The organism is Anaerolentibacter hominis (assembly GCF_032380675.1).
GTDB classification, from domain to species: domain Bacteria; phylum Bacillota; class Clostridia; order Lachnospirales; family Lachnospiraceae; genus Anaerolentibacter; species Anaerolentibacter hominis.
This window is the reverse complement of the sequence record NZ_JAWDIX010000001.1, coordinates 388,709-410,836: the sequence shown is the minus strand read 5'-3', so window position 1 is coordinate 410,836 and position 22,128 is coordinate 388,709. Positions and strand designations below refer to the sequence as shown.

General features: G+C 47.1%; 21 protein-coding genes and 1 riboswitch. Of the genes, 6 read left to right on the top strand and 15 right to left on the bottom strand.

The genetic code is table 11. The features are described 5' to 3' along the window. Positions 1–101 precede the first annotated feature (101 nt). The 12 genes from gatB to ABCW47_RS01715 all read right to left on the bottom strand — a co-directional run bounded on the left by gatB (position 102) and on the right by ABCW47_RS01715 (position 13,027). Positions 102–1,535 carry an Asp-tRNA(Asn)/Glu-tRNA(Gln) amidotransferase subunit GatB gene (gene gatB, locus ABCW47_RS01770; RefSeq protein WP_343208146.1) on the bottom strand — a complete coding sequence of 478 codons (1,434 nt, stop codon included), beginning with the start codon at positions 1,533–1,535 and terminating at the stop codon, positions 102–104. Between the two features lie 2 nt (positions 1,536–1,537). After that, positions 1,538–3,007 carry an Asp-tRNA(Asn)/Glu-tRNA(Gln) amidotransferase subunit GatA gene (gene gatA, locus ABCW47_RS01765; RefSeq protein WP_343208145.1) on the bottom strand — a complete coding sequence of 490 codons (1,470 nt, stop codon included), beginning with the start codon at positions 3,005–3,007 and terminating at the stop codon, positions 1,538–1,540. Between the two features lie 36 nt (positions 3,008–3,043). Beyond that, positions 3,044–3,337, bottom strand: a complete 294-nt coding sequence (gene gatC, locus ABCW47_RS01760; protein ID WP_343208144.1) for an Asp-tRNA(Asn)/Glu-tRNA(Gln) amidotransferase subunit GatC — start codon at positions 3,335–3,337, stop codon at positions 3,044–3,046. A gap of 46 nt (positions 3,338–3,383) precedes the next feature. Further along, positions 3,384–4,715: an aspartate--tRNA(Asn) ligase gene (gene aspS / locus ABCW47_RS01755; protein ID WP_343208143.1), complete on the bottom strand. Its 1,332-nt coding sequence runs from the start codon at positions 4,713–4,715 to the stop codon at positions 3,384–3,386. Between the two features lie 649 nt (positions 4,716–5,364). Continuing rightward, positions 5,365–6,267, bottom strand: a complete 903-nt coding sequence (locus ABCW47_RS01750; RefSeq protein WP_343208142.1) for a deoxyribonuclease IV — start codon at positions 6,265–6,267, stop codon at positions 5,365–5,367. A 22-nt stretch (positions 6,268–6,289) separates the two neighbouring features. Further along, positions 6,290–7,045, bottom strand: coding sequence for an exodeoxyribonuclease III (gene xth, locus ABCW47_RS01745; RefSeq protein WP_343208141.1), 756 nt, complete (start codon positions 7,043–7,045; stop codon positions 6,290–6,292). Positions 7,046–7,125: 80 nt separating this feature from the next. Beyond that, on the bottom strand, positions 7,126–7,989 hold the full coding sequence (locus tag ABCW47_RS01740) for an HAD family hydrolase (RefSeq protein ID WP_343208140.1): 864 nt from the start codon (positions 7,987–7,989) through the stop codon (positions 7,126–7,128). A 295-nt stretch (positions 7,990–8,284) separates the two neighbouring features. Further along, positions 8,285–9,148, bottom strand: coding sequence for an NAD(P)-dependent oxidoreductase (locus ABCW47_RS01735; protein ID WP_343208139.1), 864 nt, complete (start codon positions 9,146–9,148; stop codon positions 8,285–8,287). A gap of 167 nt (positions 9,149–9,315) precedes the next feature. Continuing rightward, positions 9,316–10,074, bottom strand: coding sequence for a 4-hydroxy-tetrahydrodipicolinate reductase (gene dapB / locus ABCW47_RS01730; protein ID WP_343208138.1), 759 nt, complete (start codon positions 10,072–10,074; stop codon positions 9,316–9,318). Positions 10,075–10,180: 106 nt separating this feature from the next. After that, positions 10,181–11,065 (bottom strand): 4-hydroxy-tetrahydrodipicolinate synthase, encoded by an 885-nt coding sequence (dapA, locus tag ABCW47_RS01725; RefSeq protein ID WP_343208137.1) that lies wholly within the window; start codon positions 11,063–11,065, stop codon positions 10,181–10,183. A gap of 303 nt (positions 11,066–11,368) precedes the next feature. After that, positions 11,369–11,541, bottom strand: a riboswitch (Lysine riboswitch). A 151-nt stretch (positions 11,542–11,692) separates the two neighbouring features. Continuing rightward, complete coding sequence (locus ABCW47_RS01720; protein ID WP_343208136.1) at positions 11,693–12,199, bottom strand: cob(I)yrinic acid a,c-diamide adenosyltransferase; 507 nt, start codon at positions 12,197–12,199, stop codon at positions 11,693–11,695. Between the two features lie 195 nt (positions 12,200–12,394). Then, complete coding sequence (locus ABCW47_RS01715; RefSeq protein ID WP_343208135.1) at positions 12,395–13,027, bottom strand: single-stranded DNA-binding protein; 633 nt, start codon at positions 13,025–13,027, stop codon at positions 12,395–12,397. A 403-nt stretch (positions 13,028–13,430) separates the two neighbouring features. Here ABCW47_RS01715 and ABCW47_RS01710 point away from each other — a divergent pair, with 403 nt between their 5' ends. The 6 genes from ABCW47_RS01710 (at position 13,431) to ABCW47_RS01685 (ending at position 18,569) form a co-directional block, all read left to right on the top strand. Then, positions 13,431–14,108: a hypothetical protein gene (locus tag ABCW47_RS01710; RefSeq protein ID WP_343208134.1), complete on the top strand. Its 678-nt coding sequence runs from the start codon at positions 13,431–13,433 to the stop codon at positions 14,106–14,108. 12 nt (positions 14,109–14,120) lie between these two features. Then, positions 14,121–14,336 carry a helix-turn-helix domain-containing protein gene (locus ABCW47_RS01705; protein ID WP_343208133.1) on the top strand — a complete coding sequence of 72 codons (216 nt, stop codon included), beginning with the start codon at positions 14,121–14,123 and terminating at the stop codon, positions 14,334–14,336. Positions 14,337–14,504: 168 nt separating this feature from the next. Further along, the gene (locus tag ABCW47_RS01700) at positions 14,505–15,605 is read left to right on the top strand and encodes a DUF362 domain-containing protein (protein ID WP_343208132.1); all 1,101 of its coding nucleotides are present in this window, start codon (positions 14,505–14,507) and stop codon (positions 15,603–15,605) included. A gap of 26 nt (positions 15,606–15,631) precedes the next feature. After that, on the top strand, positions 15,632–15,919 hold the full coding sequence (locus tag ABCW47_RS01695) for a barstar family protein (protein WP_343208131.1): 288 nt from the start codon (positions 15,632–15,634) through the stop codon (positions 15,917–15,919). Between the two features lie 191 nt (positions 15,920–16,110). Beyond that, positions 16,111–16,473, top strand: a complete 363-nt coding sequence (locus tag ABCW47_RS01690; RefSeq protein ID WP_343208130.1) for a BlaI/MecI/CopY family transcriptional regulator — start codon at positions 16,111–16,113, stop codon at positions 16,471–16,473. Positions 16,474–16,475: 2 nt separating this feature from the next. After that, positions 16,476–18,569 (top strand): M56 family metallopeptidase, encoded by a 2,094-nt coding sequence (locus ABCW47_RS01685; RefSeq protein ID WP_343208129.1) that lies wholly within the window; start codon positions 16,476–16,478, stop codon positions 18,567–18,569. Between the two features lie 112 nt (positions 18,570–18,681). Here the strand turns inward: ABCW47_RS01685 and ABCW47_RS01680 are convergent, their stop codons facing one another. From ABCW47_RS01680 to ABCW47_RS01670, 3 genes are all read right to left on the bottom strand, one after another. Next, positions 18,682–19,194 (bottom strand): CarD family transcriptional regulator, encoded by a 513-nt coding sequence (locus ABCW47_RS01680; protein ID WP_343208128.1) that lies wholly within the window; start codon positions 19,192–19,194, stop codon positions 18,682–18,684. Positions 19,195–19,453: 259 nt separating this feature from the next. Further along, positions 19,454–20,437 carry a Gfo/Idh/MocA family protein gene (locus ABCW47_RS01675; RefSeq protein WP_343208127.1) on the bottom strand — a complete coding sequence of 328 codons (984 nt, stop codon included), beginning with the start codon at positions 20,435–20,437 and terminating at the stop codon, positions 19,454–19,456. Between the two features lie 40 nt (positions 20,438–20,477). Beyond that, positions 20,478–21,866, bottom strand: a complete 1,389-nt coding sequence (locus ABCW47_RS01670) for a sedoheptulokinase (RefSeq protein ID WP_343208126.1) — start codon at positions 21,864–21,866, stop codon at positions 20,478–20,480. Between the last annotated feature and the right edge of the window lie 262 nt (positions 21,867–22,128).

Here is a 22,128-nt window from a genome sequence, read left to right as displayed (position 1 = left end):
CTTTGTCTAGTAGGGATTATAGTATAGTGAATTAATAATTTCAAGTTATTTTTTAATTTACCTTATATTATGAAAATAACAGCAGTTTATGAATTTATTTCTTATTGAAGCAATTCCAGCAGAATTTCATTCACCTTGGCCGGATTTGCTTTCCCCTTCATTTCCTTCATTGTCTGACCTACCAGAAATCCCAGGGCTTTCTTTTTGCCGCCCCTGTAGTCCGCAGCTGACTGGGGATTACTCTCCAGTACCCGTTCTATCGTTTTTCTCAAAAGGCCCTCATCATTCACAGTGCCCAGGCCCCGCTCTTTTACATATGCCTCCGGGGCCACATCTTTATCAAACACAGCCTCAAACACTTCCTTCGCGACAGTACCGGTAACAGCCCCCTCATCCAGCATATCTATAAGCCGGGCCAGATTCCAGGGTGAAAAGGAGAGCTGATCTGTATCTGTTCCCCTCTCTTTCATCAGCCGCATTGTTTCCACCATCAGCCAGTTGGATACTTTTTTCGGCTTTTTACAGATTGCCGCTGTTTCCTCGAACAAATCTGCCAGGCGTTTGGAACCGGTTAATATATCAATATCATACTCCGGGATATCATATTCTCTTTTATACCGGGCCATCTTCTCTTCCCTGAACTCCGGCTGTCTGGCCTTGATCTCTGCAATCCAGGCATCGTCAATAATTAACGGTACCAGATCCGGTTCGGGAAAATAACGGTAGTCCTGAGCGTCCTCTTTGGAACGCATAGTATAAGAAGATTCCTTATTATCGTCCCATCGTCTTGTCTCCTGTATCACCGGTTTTCCTTCTTCCAGCAGTTCAATCTGACGCGCCCTCTCACCGGCTATTGCTCTTGCAATGGCTTTAAAGGAGTTCAGGTTTTTCATCTCCGTCCGGGTTCCTAGTTTATCCGTACCGGCTTCTCTCACGGACAGGTTCACATCCGCACGCATGGAGCCTTCCTGCAATTTACAGTCGGATGCCCCCAAATACTGAATGGTCAGGCGAAGCTTTTCCAGATAGGCAATCACTTCCTCCGCCGAGCGCATATCTGGTTCCGAGACAATCTCAATCAGCGGCACCCCGGATCGGTTGTAGTCTACCAGCGAGCAGTCCTCCCACTCATCGTGGATCAATTTCCCGGCATCCTCCTCCATATGGATTTCGTGTATGCCGACTTTTTTCTTACCAGATGCCGTCTCAATCTCTACATAGCCGTTCCGGCAGATCGGCGCATACAGCTGGGATATCTGATAGTTCTGCGGATTATCCGGATAGAAATAGTTCTTCCGGTCAAACTTGCCAAACCGGGTGATCTCACAATTGACCGCCAGTCCTACCGCCATGGCATATTCCACCACCCGTTTATTCAGCACCGGAAGAGAGCCCGGCATGCCGGTGCAGACAGGGCAGGTGTGGGTATTTGGCGCACCGCCGAACTGCGTGCTGCAGGAACAGAATATTTTCGTCTTGGTAGCCAGTTCAACATGAACTTCCAGGCCAATTACGGTTTCGTATTGCTTTCCCATATTTATTCCTCCCCCTTCCGCAGAGCAGGCATGCCAAACGGTCCTCTCATCTGTTCAAATGTATAAGCCGTCTGTATAATCTTCTTTTCTTCAAAGCAGCTGCCGATCAGCTGCAATCCGACGGGAAGCCCTTTCGAATCCAGCCGGAAGGGAACGCTGATTCCAGGAAGCCCGGCCAGATTGACAGAAACCGTGTAGATATCTCCCAGATACATCTTAATCGGATCACTTAAACTCTCTCCCAATTTGGGAGCTGTGACAGGGGCCGCAGGCCCCAGGATAACATCATACTTTTCGAAGGCCCGGTCAAACGCCTGTTTGATCAGTGCTTTCGTTCGCAGGGCTTTCAGGTAGTAAGCATCATAGTAGCCCGAACTGAGGACAAAAGAACCCAGCATAATCCGCCGCTTTACCTCCGGCCCGAAACCTTCTGACCTGGTCTTTTTATACATATTATGCAGGCCTTCAAACTCTTCTGTCCGGTATCCATATTTTATCCCGTCAAATCTGGCCAGATTGGAACTGGCCTCTGCAGAGGCGATTACATAGTATGCCGGAATAGCATAATCCACCAGGCTTAAGTCAAACTCCTCCACCACGGCCCCCCTCTCCGCCAGCATCTTAGCTCCATCCAGAACAGCTTCCCTGACCTCTTCATTCAACCCTTCTCCCAGATAGTCCCGCGGGATACCAATCCGCATCCCCTTCACATCCTCTGTCAATGCGCCGGTAAAATTATACTCTCTTTTCACTGAGGTGCTGTCCTTGGGATCATAAGAAGAAATCACATCCAGGATAGCCGCGCAGTCTGCCACGCTCTTTCCCACCGGTCCGATCTGGTCCAGCGAGGAGCCGTAGGCTACCAGTCCATACCGGGAAACCGTACCATAGGTTGGTTTCAGCCCCACTACACCGCAGAAGGAACTGGGCTGACGTATCGAGCCTCCGGTATCAGAGCCAAGGGCAAAGGTACATTCTCCCGCTGCAACGGCGGAGCAGGAGCCCCCCGAAGAGCCGCCGGGAACATGCTCCGTATTCCAGGGATTCTTAACCGGTCCGAAAAAAGAAGTCTCCGAAGTGCTTCCCATGGCGAATTCATCCATGTTGGTTTTTCCCAGGATCACAGCACCTGCCTTTCTCAGATTCTTTACCGCCTCTGCCGTGTAGGGCGGTTTGAAATTATACAAAATCCGGGAAGCACAGGTTGTGAGAACCCCTTCTGTACACATATTATCTTTTACCGCTGCCGGCACACCGGCAAGGGGGCCTGTGAGTTCCCCGCAGTCAATTCTTTTCTGTACTTCCTCCGCCTGCTTTAAGGCGCCTTCTCTGTCTACGGTAATAAAACTGTTTAATTCGCCGTCCATCTGTTCAATTCTCTCCAGGCTGGCCGTCACCGCTTCTCTGACAGATACTTCTTTTTCTTTTATTTTTCTGCCCAGTGCCGTGGCAGTCAAACTACAAATATCCATAGCTTCCTCCATTCCGATATGACTTCTATCATACGTCTATTCTACCGTTCTCGGCACTTTAAAACTGCCATCCTTTACAGCAGGAGCGTTAGATAATATCGTTTCCCTCTCGTCTTTATTTGTCACAATATCCTCCCGAAAGACATTCTGTACCGGGAAAACATGGGACATAGGTTCAATCCCTTCTGTATTCAGTTCATTCAATTTATCAATATAATCAAGCATACTGCCCATATCCTTTTTCGCCTGCTCTTTCTCTGTGCCGGTAAGCTCCAGTTTTGCCAGTATGCCAACATATTCGATTGTCTCATCCGAAATAATATTTGCCATAGCTCCTCCATTCCATTTTCTAATCTCACTCAACGATTCCGATCTTTTACGGTTCCAGACGGCTCATATCTCTTGGAAAAAGCGTAGTCTCACGCACATTATCTTCGTTCAGAAGCTGCATTGTCAAGCGCTCCATCCCGATCCCCAGGCCGCCGTGGGGCGGCATTCCATATTTGAACGCCATAAGATAATGCTCCATCCCCTCTTCCGGCATATTCCTTGACGCCATTTTATCTAACAGCATAGGATAACTGTGAATTCTCTGGCCCCCCGTTGTTATCTCCAATCCTCTGAAAAGCAGATCAAAGCTTAAGGTATATAAAGGGTCTTTCGGATCGTCCATCGCGTAAAAAGGACGTTTCTTAGATGGATAATGTGTCACAAATACAAAATCCGCGTCATATTCCTCCTTAAAATATCTTCCGATCAGCTGCTCTTCCTCCGGCTCCAGGTCATATGGGTTCCGGATTTTTCTGTCATACTTCTTGGCCGCAAGCTGTTTGGCCTCGTCAAACCGTACCTGAGGAATACGGTCTGTCCTGGGAAGTTCTACATCCAGCATTTTCAACTCCCTGCCGTATTCTCTTTCCAGCAGATCCATTACATACTGCAAGAAACCGGTTTCCATCGCCATAATATCTTCAAAGCTTTCAATGTATCCCATCTCAAGATCCAGGCTGGTATACTCGTTCAAATGCCGCTTGGTATTATGCTTCTCCGCCCGGAATACCGGAGCTGTCTCAAATACTCTTTCATATACCCCAACCATCATCTGTTTATAAAACTGGGGGCTCTGCGCCAGCACTGCCTTTTTTCCAAAATAGTCCAGCCGAAAGAGGTTGGAACCGCCTTCCGCCCCCTTCGCACCAAGCTTCGGCGTATGAATCTCTGTAAAACCCTGGCTGCGCAGAAACTCCCGGAAGCCTCTCACGATGCCCTCCTGAATTCGGAAGACAGCCCTCTCCCGGAGATTTCGCAGCGTCACCGCCCGTAGATGAATCTTAGACTCCAGGGACGTGTCTACCTTTCTTCGGTTAACGGGAAGCGGTAATGGCTCTGCCGGCTCCGATAATATTTTCAGCGCACGCAGGCGTATCTCAATGCCGCCGGGTGCCTTCGCCGATGCAGCAACTTCTCCTGCGGCTTCCACCGTCATTTCTTCTTTCAGTCCGGCAAGATCAGTCCCGCAGCACCCCTTTTCATATACACACTGAAGCAGCCCCGTTCTCTTACGCAGAATAATAAATGCAACATTTCCCATATCCCGGACTGCATGGATGGCACCGTTGACCCGGACTTCTTTGCCTGAATAATCTCCTCTTAACAGTTCATCAAGCTCCATAGTGGCCTTCTGTCGTATGCCGTCTAAATATTTCATATAACTTCCACCTTTCCGTTTAAGCAAGTCTTCCGGGACCTTTTTTGTAGAACCATGCAAATCAGACTGCAATATTAGTTAGATTTGCAGTTCTTTCCTCAACCGCGCTAAATCTCGCTAAACCTTCGGTTTCGCTCGATTTGGGGCTTCGTCCCATATTCCAAACTATAAAATCACTCTGAAAAGTAAACTTTCCGATGTGATTTTATAGTTCGGAATACGCGGTTCAGGGTACAAAAAAAGTCCCGGAACAGTTTCCTGTTCCGGGACGGGATTTTCTTTCCCGCGGTACCACCCGCATTGAGAAGTCTCTGCAGCAGAAAGACTTCCCCTCTCACACGACCTAGTCCAGTACGCTTACCGTACACGACTATCGTGTTCACACTTAACGCGTGCCAACGCATGAACCTACTCTGTTCGGAACATGAGCTCCGGAGTGTTCCTCCATCTGACTATCACCATAGCCGGGCTCTCAGTCGGTGACCCCGCATTCCTGTTTTTAAGTGCATCCTCAGATCTCAGTCTCCTTCTCTGCCTTTGTCAGCCTTCCGGTTTATTGACCAATATTTGTATGAACATAGCTTTGTCTCAGATATATTGTGCCAATATTCCAAACCTTCCGGATGAATTTAGGTCAAATAATAACACACTATTTTTCAATTGGCAACACCTTTTTGAAATTTTTTTCTCTCAGCATCTCGATTTCCTCCCGATAAGGCGCCAGCGACAGCTTGGCATTATCCGGGGATAGATACCAGGGAGTTTCCAGTATTTTAGGCACTTTTTCAAAATCAGGATGATGTACAATCCGGCACAAAGCATCGAATCCGATCGTCCCATAACCAATATTTGCATGCCGGTCCTTGCCTGCGCCCATCACATTTTTACTGTCGTTGATATGAAATACCGCTATCTGATCTTTCCCGAGAATCCGGTCAAACTCATCCATGACTCCATCGAAATCCCCGATTATATCATAGCCCGCATCGTTGGTATGGCAGGTATCAAAACAGACCCGCAGCTTGTCATTAAAATTCACACCGTCATAGATTGCCGCCAGTTCCTCAAAGTTCCGCCCGATTTCGCTTCCCTTCCCCGCCATGGTTTCCAGCGCAACATTGACTTTGGTGTCCCGGGTCAGCACTTCATTCAGCCCTTTCACGATCTGGGCAATGCCCTCTTTCTCCCCTGCGCCTACATGAGCGCCGGGATGGAGCACCAGGATATTGCTGCCCATAGCCTCCGTCCGTTTTAACTCCTTTGCCAGGAACTCCACTGCCAGTTCAAAGGTTTCTGGTTTTACCGAGTTGCCCAGATTTATAATATAAGGGGCATGTACGACAAAGTCCTTCATACCGAATTTCTTCATCAGCTCCTGCCCGGCTTCAATGTTCAGCTGGTCAATCTCTTTTCTCCGGGTATTCTGCGGAGCCCCGGTATAAATCATAAAAGTATCGGCCCCGTAGGAATGGGCTTCCTCCACCGAGCCTGCGAACATTTCCTTACCGCTCATTCCCACATGGGAACCAAGTATCGGATTATAATTTGACATATCTACAGATTCCTTTCTGCAATCAGCATTTCAGGTCCAGTTCAACCGGACAGTGATCCGACCCAAAAATATCGGTATGAATCCTGGCATCTTCCAGTTGGTCCTCCATAGAACCGGAGACGCAGAAATAATCAATGCGCCAGCCGGCGTTCTTCTCTCTGGCTCTGAACCGATAGGACCACCAGGAGTAGATCCCCTCCTGATCGGGATAAAAATAACGGAACGTATCAAGGAACCCTGCTTCCAGAAGTTCAGAAAACTTTCCTCTCTCTTCGTCTGTAAAACCAGCATTTTTTCTGTTTGTCTTCGGATTTTTCAGGTCTATCTCACGATGAGCAACATTCAGATCCCCGCAGAAAACCACCGGTTTGCTTTCCTCCAGTTTTTTCAGGTAGGCACGGAATTCATCCTCCCACTCCATCCGGTAGGTAAGCCGTTTCAATTGCTCCTGAGAATTTGGCGTGTAGCAGGTGACCAGATAAAACTCCGGAAATTCCAGTGTAATCACCCTTCCCTCCTGGTCATGCTCTTCTATACCCAGGCCGTAAGCAACACGCAAAGGCTCCTGTTTTGTAAAAACTGCTGTGCCGGAGTATCCTTTCTTCACCGCGTAGTTCCAATATTGAAAATATCCCGGAAGTTCCAGATCAATCTGTCCCTTCTGTAATTTTGTCTCCTGCAGGCAAAAAATATCCGCATCCACAGACTGAAAAAAATCCATAAACCCTTTTTGCATACAGGCTCTCAGTCCATTTACATTCCATGAGACCAGTTTCATCCTATGTGACACTCCTTTCAATTCCTTATTCTCTTTCGTTTTTTCCTTGTAATTTAAGAAATATAATTCATTTTCGTTATTTATAAAGTTCCGCCGGGAACAATTTGTCCGTTTTCAAGCAGCCATTTTGCCACACCGTCTTCCAGATTGGAACCGATTACAGCTGCAGCTGTCTTCTTAAGTATCTCTGCCCCGTTTTCCATTGCGTAAGCCTCATCCGCCGTCTGAAACATACTTACATCATTGAGCGCATCGCCAAAACAGACGACCCGGTCAAAGTGGAATTCCTTTCTGAGCCGTTTCAGCCCCATCGCCTTTGTAGCGTTGGCGGGCATGATCTCCAGCCAGTAATCACAGGGGCTGTAAATCTCCTGCTGCAGAGTATAGAAATATTTGGACGGGTCATCAAAATGCCGGCTGATCTCCTCCAGCTTCTCTTTACTGTCGATCAGATTATAGTAAAATGGAATCCCCTCAAAAAGCTCTTCCTCACTGTGCACCGGATTCAGCCGGGGATCGTTCTCATGCATCTTCAGAAACCGGTTCAGCCCTCCCGTTTCCCGTCCCTGGTACCAGGACAGCTTCTCCGGGATAAAGCCAGGCAGCTTCTTCTCTCCAAACAGAGAATACACTACCGGGACTGCGTTATGGAAGCGGAACACATCTTCGGCCCTTCTTACATCCTCTGGTTCAAACGTGACCACATCATAAATCATCCCGGTCCCGGGATCTGTTAAAAATCCTCCATTGTGGGTGATCGCAGGGGCAGAGCAGCGCAGCCCCTCCAGCACCTGGGAAGCCGTTTTGTGAGATCTGGCCGTGGCATAGGTAAATAATAACCCCTGATCAACCAGCTCATTGATGGTGTTTCTGGTAAATTCAGACAGCACGGCATTTTCTCCCAGCAGTGTGCCGTCCAGATCGGAAACATACAGTGTTCTCATAAATTCAGTTCCTCGCTTTGTTCTGTAGGAAACTCCCTTCAAGTACGCCTCGGCGTACTTGCTGCGAGCCGCACGTCATGCTTTGCATGACATAATAATCTGTGCGGCTCCGCAATCCGCCGGAGGCTTTATCTTGGAAGGAGACTGGGCTTCCACCAAGACGAATTTGTTATTTACTCACCACCTATTGAGGTGGGCGTCTTATCTACTTCCATGATGAATTTCCTATACGATAACAAACGCCGGGCGTGAAGGAATCCCCCCTGCCGCCCGGCGCCATATCCGGTAACATTACTTATTTCTCATAAGATTTAATGATAGCCTGAGTTCCTTCTTTTCCAAGGCCCTCGTCCTCTAATTTCTTAAACATATCCAGCACTTCGTTTAATACAGGAAGCGATACGTCCGCAGCATCTGCTTCTTCCGCGGCGATCTTCATATCTTTGATATAGTGATTAATGAAGAAGCCAGGTTTATAGTCGCCTACCATCATCTTCGGACCGTTATTAACCAGTTGCCAGCTGCCGGCTGCACCCGCACCGATTGTATTTAACATTGTCTCAACATCCAGACCAACGCCTCTTGCATAGGCGATTGCCTCAGCCGCTCCGATCAGGGAACCGGCCAGAGCGATCTGATTTGCCATCTTGGTATGCTGTCCGCAGCCACAGCCGCCCTCATACACGATGTTGGTACCCATAGCCTCAAACAGCGGCATACATGCGTCAAAATCTTCTTTATCGCCGCCGACCATAATAGCCAGAGTCCCCTTCTGCGCACCGATGTCTCCGCCGGAAACAGGCGCATCAAGAGCCTTAACGCCTTTTTCCTTCGCCTCATTATATATACGAACCGCCAGTTTTGGACTGGTAGTAGTCATATCAATCACATAACTTCCGGATGGAATATTTTCAATAATGCCGTCAGCCCCAAAGTAAACCTCTTCCACATCTTTTGGGAAACCTACGATAGTAATAACCGCGTCCTGGCCGGAAGCACACTCTTTTACAGTGTCACACCATACAGCGCCTTCCCCGATCACATCTTCCACTTTGCTCTTTGTTCTGGTATAAATGGAAACCTCATATCCATGTTTCATCAAATTACGTACCATGGACTTACCCATTACACCAACACCGATAAAACCAATTTTTTTCATAACCTGTCTCCTTTCCAGAACCCTTTTTATCAGAATAATCTACCTATTGCAAACCAGGCCGCCAATCCCACGACTGACGGCCTGATAGCACTTCGTCTGTATTTAAAAGTATATCATAAAAAAAGTACGACTTCAACAAGACATCCTTTTTTATCCAGCCTGTTCCACTACAGCTGGATCACATCCGACATCTGATAATGGCCTGCCGGTTTTCCTGCGAGAAAACGTGCTGCTGCCACCGCACCCTTTGCAAACACAGCTTTCGAGTATGCCGTGTGTTTAATCTCCACCACTTCATCTGTGCCGGCAAAGATCACATCGTGATCCCCTACAATTGTGCCGCCGCGGACCGCGGATATCCCCAGATCGTTTCTCTCTCTTTTCTGTCTGACCTGGGACCGGTCATAGACATAGTTAAGTTCATGGTTCAGCGCCTCATTGATGGAATCCGCCAGAGCCATTGCCGTACCGGACGGGGCATCCACCTTCTGATTATGATGACGTTCCACGATCTCGATATCGAAGCCATCCGCATAGAGGACTTTAGCCGCATTCTGTACCAGTTTCAGCAGGAGATTAATGCCAAGCGACATATTGGCAGACCTTAATACCGCCGCGTTCCGGCTTACATTCTCTACCCGTTCGATCTGCTCCTTTGAAAGCCCGGTCGTACACAGGACAACCGGCATCTTTTTTTCTTCTATATAATCCAGCAGGCTGTCGATCGCTGCCGCACTAGAGAAGTCAATTATTACATCCGCATCCACAGTACAGTCCGCACAGGATTTGAAAACCGGATAGTCATTGGCAATTCCGTCATAAGGATCGATTCCTGCCACGATTTCCATGGAATCCTCCCCTGCGATCAGTCCGGTGATAACCTGCCCCATCTTTCCATTGCAGCCATGCATAATTACCCTAATCATCTGAAAACCTCCCTTTTCAAAAAAGAGTGAAAAGGAAATAGGGAATATATCCTTATTTATGTATGCTTTCCTCTTCACTCTTCCTCTTTAATTTTTCATGTTCCGCTTAGATCAGACCCACCTTTTTCATCTCATCCATCAATACAGCTGCGTGAGCCTCTTCCATTACGGTCAGCGGCTTTCTCACTGCTCCCTGGCAGTATCCGATCAGGCTGACTGCCTTTTTCACCGGGATAGGATTCACTTCGCTGAACAGCGCATGGATCAGCGGTAAATACTTCATCTGCAGTTCCAGGCTTCCCTTTACGTCTCCATCCAGGAATTTCTGAACCATATCGTGCGTCTCTCTCGGAGCAATATTGGACAATACAGAAATAACGCCCTTGCCGCCCAGTGACATTAACGGTACAACCTGATCGTCATTACCGGAATACAGGTCAATCTGACCGTCTGTCAGCTGCATAATATCCGCGATCTGGGAGATATCTCCGCTGGCTTCCTTGATACCGACAATATTGTCAACGTCTTTAACGAGAGAAGCTACTGTTGACGGAGCAATATTCACTCCGGTTCTGCCCTGAATGTTATAAAGAATAACCGGAATATTGATCGCATGGGCCGTATCCGCAAAGTGCTCATACAGACCGCGCTGTGTTGCTTTATTGTAATATGGGGATACCAGCAGTACGCCGTCGGCACCCACCCTTTCTGCTTCTTTGGATAAATAAATAGCTGTCTCCGTACAGTTAGAGCCTGTTCCCGCTACAACCGGCACCCTCTTCTTCGCAGCATCCACCGCACAGCGGATCGTCTCGATATGCTCCTCATGGGTTAAGGTAGAAGCCTCGCCCGTCGTACCTGTAATAACGATACAATCTGTTCCGTTTTCAATCTGAAAGTCTATGAACTTCTCCAGCATCGGGAAATCCACATCTCCATTTGCCATCATCGGCGTAATAATCGCAACGCCTGCACCTGTAAAAATAGCCATAATTTTGTCCTCCTAAATTCTCTGATTGTTATTGTACTTTTAATCAGTAGGGAATTCAAGCCAGATCTTTCTTCCGGAGATAGGAAATTGATTCCTATTGAAATAACACAGAATCCCGCAAGCGGGATTCTCTGCCTGCGGCGGGTTGCTCTGGCAACACGATTCCGTTCCGCCGCAGTGCAATCCCCCGGAGGGTTTTTTATTACATTAGGAAAGTTCTCCAAACTTTCCTATGTATTAAAAAAAGCCGACTGCTTAGCCGGCTCCTAAAGAACAATGCATAAAACTGCATCACAAAGACATTCTTTAGGTAGCACTCCATCTAACTTGATGACAGTCACACAGCTCTTAACTGTATGCCCAGGATACGCTCTGCAGAAAACTCCTCCTTCGGCATCTTTTCCTTTCATCTCATCTCGCCTGTGTCTGCACACATCAAAGAGATTACTGATAAAAAATGCGCCTCTACCAATATCAGTATATTAGCACCCTCTGTTTTCTTTGTCAATCCTAATTTTACCTGCTTTTTCCTCCTGCACAAAACCAATGGAAATCAACGCAGAAATGGCAGCCCGCAAAAGGCTGCCATGAATTTCTATACTATTTTTGCCGCTAAATCTTTATCGTCTATAATTTCCCTTTTTCAGAATCCTTAACCGACTCCAGCCGGGATGCAATATCAACGTATGTAAGAAGATCCTCCGGCAGATTCTGGCCGGTCAGAACCATGTTGCAGGATTCCCTTCCGGTCTCAAGAAGATGGATCACATCCTCTGTTTTAACGATACCCAGGTCAATCAGGCCCAGAATTTCATCCAGGATCAAAAGATCACATTCTCCAATCTCCACAACCTTTTTGGCATAGTTAAAACCATTCTGCAGATTGATCTTCTCCTCCTCCTGCTCCCTGGGAGAAAGATCCCGGAAATTACCGACGAACTTTTCAAACCGTACTACTTTTATATTTTCTTCAAACTGATCCAGACAACGGAGGTCCTCCCTGTCTTTTCCCTTCAGGAACTGTATAACAATGACCTGCTCATCCATACTGATGGCGCGGATGCATTGTCCGATTGCCGCTGTGGTTTTCCCCTTTCCGGTGCCAAAGTAAACCTGCACAATCCGTTTTTCCATTTTATTCCCATGCCTTTCCCGTTCCGCAGCCCGAAAGGCAGCGAACCCGCAGACGACCCATCGCCTGAACAGTACAACAGCTTTATCGTTTTGTATTCTATCATATTATGGAAGAAAATTCTATCTTTTTTTGTCGTTTGCCCCTGCATCCCTCCAAAAAAGGCTGTTGCTGCCGGGCATTTATATAAATCCGCCTCACTCCTGTTTTGCATATTCCAGCTTGCTTACAGAAACTTCATAGGCGACTCTTCTTTCAAATTCAGTTTCACTGATCTTTTTCTGATATTCTCTGCTCTGGATTCTTCCCCAGATCTGCAGTTCTCCTCCAACTTCAAAATTCTCTGCGAATCTGGCGTTTCTCCCCCAGCAAATACATGGAATATAATCGGATTTTCCATATGACCGGTTTACAGCCAGCAGCAAATCTGCAATCTCTCTTCCCAAAGGTGTTTTCCGGTAGATTGGTTTTTTGCAGATATAGCCGTCCAGATAAACATAATTGGGCTTAGGGCTTTCATAATCGTCGTCCACAATTGTGATCTCTCTTGCAAATACAGACAGAACCAGACGATTGCGGTTCTCCTCATGACGGTTGTAAGACCGGAACTGGCCTGCCACTTCAACTTTTTTTCCAACGTAGCTCTCCGTCACATCCATCAGCCGTTCGGAAACCATCAGCGGTATCTTATCATAGGAATTGCTGAGCCTGCTTACCATGATATCCACCGTATAAAAACCTTCTCCGAAAATATTGTGGCTGTATGTAAATTCACTTACCACCTCTCCTGCAATGCTTACTTGATTATTATCAAATACTTTATCTTTCATTCTTTGTGTGCTCCTCTCTTTTTTCCCCAACGGAAACAAGTATTTCTCCTCTATTACTTGCAACCGTCAGCCTGCTGTGCAGACTGCCTGGCTAAATCGTTACTGTATAATTTTATGCGGCATATTCCAAATTAGAACGTTAAAAAGCCGCAAGCCGGACACATTCGTAAGACATAACTCGACTAAAAGTTTACTTTGAGGTCGAGTTATGTCTTACGGACGATCTGGCAGCATTCATAAAACGAGTACACTAGACTGCGAATGGGTACAGCGTCCATACTTCAGTGCGCCGGCACTAACTCACGCCTCTCACATATTATCTTGTTTCGATAATTATTTATCGAAAAACGTTAAATATATGTTGACAAACGATATATTAAGCCTTATGATAAGATCATCAAAGATGGTCATGACAAATTTGATGAATCAGGAGGAGTATTCGCTGTTTAATGAATTGGCTGCTTTCTATGCAGAGAACCAATTCAGGAAAGGTATTGGGTTTAAAATGAAAAAATTAAATAGTTATGCATTAATCGTATCAAAATTTCTGGAAGTATTGCATTGGGTCGGGGCTGCGGCCTCAATCTGCCTGCTGGTGCTTCCCGCCTCGTTAAAAGACAGGATTTATTCGATTCTTGTGAAAGGTCTTGCGGAGTCGAACGGTGAAATTACCATCTATGGATTTGAATTGCTGCTCTCCGATGCAAACGGCGTGCTGAATCTGAAAGCCGTTACGCTGTATTCCATAAGCGCGGTTTTTATCTTATCACTCATGGCTATGGTATTCCGCAACGTATATCTGATTTTTTGCACTGCAAGGGGAAAAACCTGGTTTGCAAAGGGAGATACCCCCTTTCAGCACGATATCACCCGCATGGTTAGAGAGATTGGTATTTTCTATATATCTGTTCCGGTCGTCGGACTTATTATGAGCATCATCTCCCGTCTGGTGCTCGGTGTGGATGCAGCACAGGCCAGTGTCGCACTGGAGAGCTTTATTACAGGGATTCTCATTCTCTGTCTTTCACAGGTTTTTGCATATGGATCACAGCTTCAATCTGACGTAGACGGGCTTGTATAAGGAGGTTACACTATGGGAAAAATTGTTCTGCGTCTGGATCGTATGATGGTAGAACGAAAAATTTCGTTAAATGATCTGGCGGAACAGGTTGGTATTTCTAATGTCAATCTGTCTAAAATTAAGAATAACCGTGTGACAGCGCTTCGGTTTTCCACCCTTTCCGCTATATGCGAAGTGTTACACTGCCAGCCGGGGGATATTTTGGAATATCAGGAAGAGGATGGCTGAGTTTTCAAGGAGACGACATGATCTTGATGCCGTCTCCCTTTTTGCTGTGATACCGTGATGAATCTGATTTTTGCCCTTTTCCCGGCGTTGACAAATGCCTCCCCTGTTTTTAGAATAGAGGTAACAGCAGGGATATACGCCAACCAGTGAAAGGGAATGGAGAATAGTATGGATACAAATCAAATTATTGTAACTTATGGAAACGATCCGGCAAAAATGACGAAAGATATTTTAGATGCAGCCGGGCTGGCCGGCCGCCTTCCGGATAAAAAAAGCCTCATCGGTTTGAAGCCGAATCTGGTGGTGGCCAAGCCTGCTTCCTCCGGCGCTACCACTACGCCCGCCATTCTGGCAGGTACGATCGAATATCTCCAGGAACATGGATACCATAATCTTCTTATTCTGGAAGGTTCCTGGGTGGGTGACAGCACAACAAGAGCCTTTAAAGTATGCGGTTATGACGCTCTGTCCAAAAAATATAATGTACCCCTGTTCGATACCAAATCAGATAAATATGAATCCAGATCTTACGGCGGCCTGACAATGGAAATCAGCCGGAAAGCCCTGGAAGTGGACTATCTGATCAATATGCCAGTCCTGAAAGGACATTGTCAGACCATAGTCACCGGCGCGTTAAAAAATATGAAGGGTATCATTTCCGACCGCGAAAAACGTCATTTTCATACTCTGGGGCTGCACAAGCCCATCGCCTATCTGAACAAAATTCTGTGTGCAGATTTTATCATCGGCGATGGCATGTGCGGTGATCTGGACTTTGAAGAGGGCGGCAATCCGGTGCAGATGAACCGGGTTTTCTGTGGAATTGATCCGGTTCTTATCGACAGTTATATTGCTTCTTCCATGGGCTATTCACCGGATGATATCCGTTATATCCAGATCGCTGCAGAGATCGGCGTGGGCAGTAAGGATCTGGACCACGCTGCCATCACCGAATTAAACAAAGATACAACCCCTGTTAAGCCAGCAGCCTCCCGGAAGGTGCAGCAGCTCGCCCGGTACGCCAGACAGGATGATGCCTGTTCGGCTTGCTATGCCAATCTGATTCAGGCGCTCGCCCGCTTAGACGATGCCGGCAAACTGCGGTATCTCCAAAAAACACCGGTCTGCATCGGCCAGGGCTTTAAGGGTAAATCAGAAGCTTGTCCCGGAGTAGGCAGCTGCACCAGGGATTTCGCCGATTCCGTTCCCGGCTGTCCCCCCAAAACCCCTGAAATACTTCGCTTTTTAACGGATTATATTGCAAAATAAAGGAGTCAGATAAAGGAGTCAGATAAATGAAACAAATAATTTTAGACGGCAGAAGAATGACCAATGAGAAAAGTACCCTGCGGCATATCGCCTCCCAGATGGCATTTCCTCCCTCATGTGGGAAAACACTGGAAGAACTGGAAGACATGCTTATGAGCATTGAACAGCCCATGGAAGTCATATTTCTCCGTCAGAAAGAAATGCTCGAAAGTCTGGAAGATTTCGGCGATGAGATTCTGGAGACCTTTATGAACTGTACACAGGAAAATGATCACCTGGATCTGTACATTGCAGAGCCCGTCTTTGAAGACTGATACTACAACATACATGGTTCAAAATCCCTTGCCTAAGATAGATCAGGCAGGGGATTTTTTTACAATAAGACGGCTCGCGAAACATGTCGTCGTTTGTTTCATCCCGATTGTGAAATCTCATTGACATTTCTGTCTATTTCCGATAGACTAAAGGTAGTCTATCAGCAATAGACAGAAAGGGGATACTACATATGTCTGATTTGAAGCTTGCAGTTGTTGAATCCCATTTTGCGGATATAATCTGGAATAATGAACCGATATCTTCCGGACAGCTGGCCATTCTGTGTGAAAGAGAGCTTTGCTGGAAGAGAACGACGACCTATACCGTACTCAAGAAACTCTGTGAACGGGGAATTTTTCAAAACAGGGATGGTGTCGTTTCCTCCCTTCTTACCAGAGACGAATTTTATGGCATACAGGGAGAGAAGCTGGTTGAACAGGCTTTCGATGGTTCTCTTCCGGCGTTTATTGCCGCCTTTACGAAAAGGAAAGCCCTGACACAGGAGGAAATCGAAGAGATACGGCACATGATCGACTCAGCCGGGGAGGTGTAACTATGGAGTCTATATTTCTAAAACTATTGAACATGAGCATTACAGCGGGCTGGCTCATCCTGGCGGTCATGCTGCTTCGCGTATTGCTGAAAAGGGCTCCGAAGATGATTCGATGCATCCTCTGGGGACTGGTCGCGGTCCGTTTAGTCTGTCCGTTTTCTGTCGAAAGTCCGCTGAGTCTGATACCCAGTGCAGGGACAGTCAGTCCTGATATCGTTCATTCCCAATCTCCTGCAATTAACAGCGGTATCAGTACCATTAACCGAATTATTAACCCAGTTATCTCCTCCGCCTTTGCTCCTGATCCGGCTGCCGGATCAAATCCGCTGCAGATCTTAAGTTTCATTGCTTCCATTATATGGATCTCAGGCATAGCTGCACTGCTTATTTATGCAGCCGTCAGCTACATCCGTCTGCGCAGACAGGTAAGCGCATCCATGTGCCTTCGCGATACGATCTGGATCAGTGACAACATACAGACCCCATTTATTCTGGGTGTGCTAAAACCCCGTATTTATCTGCCGTCCCAGATGGATGATGTGCAGGCAGCTTCTGTCATAGCTCACGAGACTGCTCATTTAAAACGGCATGACCACTGGTGGAAGCCCCTCGGCTTCCTGCTTCTGACTATCTACTGGTTCAATCCTCTGATCTGGGCGGCCTATATTTTACTCTGCCGGGATATTGAACTGGCCTGTGATGAACGTGTAGTGAAAGAAATGCCGATGGCTGACAAAAAGGAATATTCAAATGCCCTCCTTGCCTTAAGTATTTCCCGAAAGACGATTTGTGCCTGCCCGCTGGCGTTCGGCGAGACAGGTGTAAAGGGACGGATTAAATCTGTCCTCAATTACAGGAAACCGACATTCTGGATCATTATTCTGTCGGTAACTGCATGTATTGCCGCAGGGGTATGCTTTTTAACAAATCCCAAAGAACAGGATCTGCCCCCTTTGAACCTGGCTGATGCAGATTCTCCAAGCGATGATCACGTAAGCCCCCTGCTGACACTGGATGAGGTAAGAGCGCTTTCCGAAAAAGGTGAAGCATTATCCTGGGAGGACTTTGACGGATTTTCGTATATCGAGACCGGGTCCGGGCTTTATATCCGGGTCTATGAAATAGACTCTCTATACTCACTCTGGATTGGCGGCGGCTCCACTTCCGATTCTCCCATGTATATCTATTTACAGACAGCGGCCGGAACAGATCTGGAAGACCGAATTGATATCCGAACCGATAATGTGGATGATTTCATAGAAAAACACAGACAGGACCCGCTGGATATCGCTGTATCTACCGCAATCTTAGAACATAACGACGGGTACAGAAACGACGGTCTCATCCATGTGGAGAGCCATGCTGTACTTGCTACGGAAGGAGCCGGCCCCGCTGACGGCAGCGAACTGGATAAAATCACCGTTTATCTGCTGTCCATGTACCATTCCTACAGCAGTTCCGGCGGCATCCTATCTGAAGAAGGCGGCAGTTATGTACCCCTTGCACTTACCTTCACCATAGACGATGGGGGAGCGTATATCCTGACGGAATACTGGCAGCCCCGTGACGGCAGCTACTATGCTACTGACATTCGGTCCAGATTCCCGCAACCTGCCGCTGCTGAAGCACTGGACGCTTCTGATTATGCCGAGCGTCAGCAGCAGGAGTGTTATCAAAAGGCACTGGTCAGGCTGAATGCGATGGGAAATATCGACGAGGCCGTCGCCAGGCTTCTTGACCAAATCACCTCTCTTCCGTCTGCAGCCTCTGATCCGGCGGAATATGTGAAGGGCCAGCCGGAGGCATATGATACTTTAATCAACTATGGCGAATATACATTGCGTTATTGTTTTACAGAATTTCTTAAAGGCGGCCAGACGGACCTCCGGGGACAGATCATGGCTCTCGCCTGCCGGGATATTATAGCGGGTTTCGGGGAGACGGTTCCGGAAACTGATGCGGCTGAAACCGGTCAGGACTGGTTTGACCGATTTTCAGATCAGGTCCGGACTTTAGAAAAGGAAATCGAACACGCAGAACTGGAAAAACACTATCCTGCCGCATGGCTTTTATATGAACTGCAGCCAGCGGAATAAATGATCCGAACTAACAGGAGGCACAGCTTTTTGGGCTGTGCCTCCTGTTTTATTATAGATTCATTCTTTTTATCAGCCTGTCATGAAAATATACAGGGTCATGCGATTACTTTCAATCCTTCTCCTGCAGTTCAATCTGCTCCATGATAAAGGGAAGGACCTGATCCACCCTCATATTTAAAACCAATGCAAATTCATCGTACAGCAGTTTTTCAGCTTCTTTTAAATACTGTTCATCCGATACATGCAGTTTCTTTCCCTTTTCTTTCTGCTCCTGCTGATGCACGTAAAGTGTTTTAATAATTTGAATCAATTCGGTCCGATCACCCCGGGCGATCATCTTCCGGTACACTTCTTTACGTTCCGATTCATTTTCAATCCAGATGGAGTCTTCCGTCGGCATTGACTGAATCAACTTATGGATCTCGTCCGCAGAAAGCACCTGCCGCATTTTGCTTTTCAGCGCCTCATTGTCAACTGGTACATAAATAGTAGAATCTCGATTTTCAACAGGTTTTAAAATATAATAATTTTGAGAAGTTCCGCTCATGTTCAGCTCTGCAATCTGGGTAATTTCGCAGATTCCGCGGGAACCATAAAGTATGATATCATTCACCTTGCACATCTTGGCTTCTCCTTTCCTGGTCTAAATAACTGGTCTAACAAAGCGGGTAAGCCCGCCTCCTATAGAAGGGGGGAGTCTTATCTACTTCCATGATAAAAAACGTGCAGTCTGCTACAACCGGACTTACGCTGCCAAGCAAACTACACGTTATAACTATATTATTATTATATCACAAATTTCAGATAAAATCCAACTTTAGTGCTTATTTTGTATAAAACCGCTGTATTTACGTCATATTATTAAATACTTATCATTCGGATTATTGATCTGCCGGAAACAGATATTGGCTCTGTCTTCTGATTTCATCCATCACTGCCATCGTCTGGCGGGATGCAATATTATACTCCTGCGGTGATGCCTTTCCCCGGCACATATCTATAAATTCCTGCAGTTCACAGTACATGGCAAAATCCGGAGTCGGAAATTCCAGTTCTTCCGTCCGTCCATCTCTCCACAAAATCTTGATATGTTCCACAGACCCGGTTGGAGAAAATAATACATTGGCCCGTTCACCCTGTAATTCACATGGGTTTTTCCCGTCTGATACTTTAGAGTACATGACTTCCGCCAGGAGTTCATCATATTTGGCAACAAACGCACCCTCGGCATCAATGCCACCGGGGATAATACGGCTCATGGCTGCAACTTTCTCCGGCATGCCAAACAAGCCTGTCATAACGCCCACCGCATAGCAGCCCACATCCATCAGTGCGCCGTTGCACAACTCCCGTTTGAATGCATTCTCTACAATTCCATTCTTAAAATTATCATACCGCGAAGAATACTGGCAGAACTGCAGAACTGCATGGCGGACCGGCCCGATCTGCGGCAGTATACTTTTCAAATACTGAAAGCCCGGCGTGTACCAGGGTCTCATGGCCTCAAGAAGCACTACATGATTATCTCCGGCTGCCTGAAACATTTCTTCCAATTCTCTGCTGTTCGCACAGATGGGTTTCTCACATAAAACATGTTTTTTCCCCTTCAGCATCGTGATTGCCTGGCTGGCATGGCAGTAATTCGGGCTGCCGATATATACCGCATCCACCTCCCGGCATGCCGCCAGCTCTTCCAGGCTGGTAAACGTCAGCTCCGCTCCGTTTTTCTGCGCATACTCCCTTGCCCGCTCTTCGGTCCTGGAATACACTGCCTTTAATTCAAAGCCTGTACAGCGCCTGGAATTTAACAATATCCGGTCTGTAATAAAGTTCGTGCCAATCACAGCAAATCGTACTTTTTTCATACTATTCTCCATTTATTCCTATCCCCTTATTCTTTTTATTTTACTGGTAACGGATCATCTGCTGGGCTTCCTCCAGGGAATCAAATTTTCCCGCTGCTTTGAGTGAGAACAGCGCCGCTCCATAAGACGCTTCCTCCACATGTGCGGGAATCTCCATTTTCATTCCGAACATCTCTTCAAATACGCTGCGCAGGATAGGATTTTTGCGCAGTCCATTGCCTGCGCCGATTAAATAAGTGCCGCCTTCTCCCTTTAAACTGCACATTTCATCATACATATCATGCAATTCCCCGGCAATCCCCTCCATCATGCCCAGAATAAAATTGCTGACAGTAAAATTAAGGGGACTGATATTCTCGATGGCGCCCCTATCCTCCGGGTTGCTCCTTGTCCCGCTGAATTTTGTCGTGATTTTCAGTTTATCCTTATAGGGCGGCCGGTTCGTCAGTTCCTTTGCCATTTCTGAATACAACGGGGCCGCATCGCCGCCGGCCATACGGACCACATCACGGAAAAACTGTTCCAGCATTGCGTATGCCCTCCCGCCGCACAGAGCGGAGCCTGCCAGAAAATACATTCCATCGGTGCAGGGTCTCAGCTCAATATCCCCTGCTGATTTTACAAACCGGTCCATACCGAACGAAACCTGTCCGCTGGTCCCTACGTTAATTAAAACAGATGACTTCAGATCTTTCACACACCCGATGACGCCGGCCTGATTATCGCCAAGGGAAACACTGACCGGGACCCCCTCCGGAGTACTACCAATCGTCCGGCTGTCGTTGATAACCTCCGGCAGCAGATCAGGATTAACTCCAGCCCTTATAAGCTCTTCGGTATAAAATCTGCCTTCCTCCAAATTAAAACAGCCCCAGCTGGCCGCATTCCCGCCGCTGATAAAAGGCTCTTTGGCCCCGCACAGCTTCATACCGATAAAATCGCCGATCGTGGTCATCTTCACCGCATTTTCCGGCACCAGACCATTTACCATATTATAAAAATGAGTCGTCAGACCGAACCCGGTGGCCATCCAGATTCCGGTTACATCAGCCAGATACTCCGCATAGGTTTTGCCGTCCCGGTATGGCAGATCACCTCTGCCGTCCTGCCAGGTATACAAAGGACTCACCGGGTTTCCTTCTTCATCCAGATACAGCATGCCATGCATCTGACCAGTGGTTCCGATACTGTCTACCGGACCCCAGGTACGGATCAGATCCTCCACCACTTCACAGGACTTCTCCCAAATAAGTTCCGGATTCAGCAACCGTTCAAAATCCTGTCCCTGTACAGCCGAATCGTTTAAAACCGTCCTGCTTCCCAAAACTTCACCGTTCTCACCATCCAGTATAATACTGCTGATGGTTGTAGTCCCAATATCGATACCCAGTGCTTTCATAGCAGCCGCCTTTCTGGTGATTCTTTTCACAGCAGTTAACCTGCCGCAAGAAACTTATCACCTCTAAAATCATTCATCCGAACATTTGAAGAACTCATTACTCAAATCGAGAAGCAGCAACAAGAACTTCCCTTCGTTCTTTTATTATAAGTAGTGGTTTTTTCAGTGTCAACATGATATAATAGCGTCGTATTATATCGTGCCGGAGCGTATTAGCCGATTAGGGCTGCAGACGCTAAAATAGATACATTAATAGAATGACCTGAATCCGCACATCCTATAAGCAACCGAT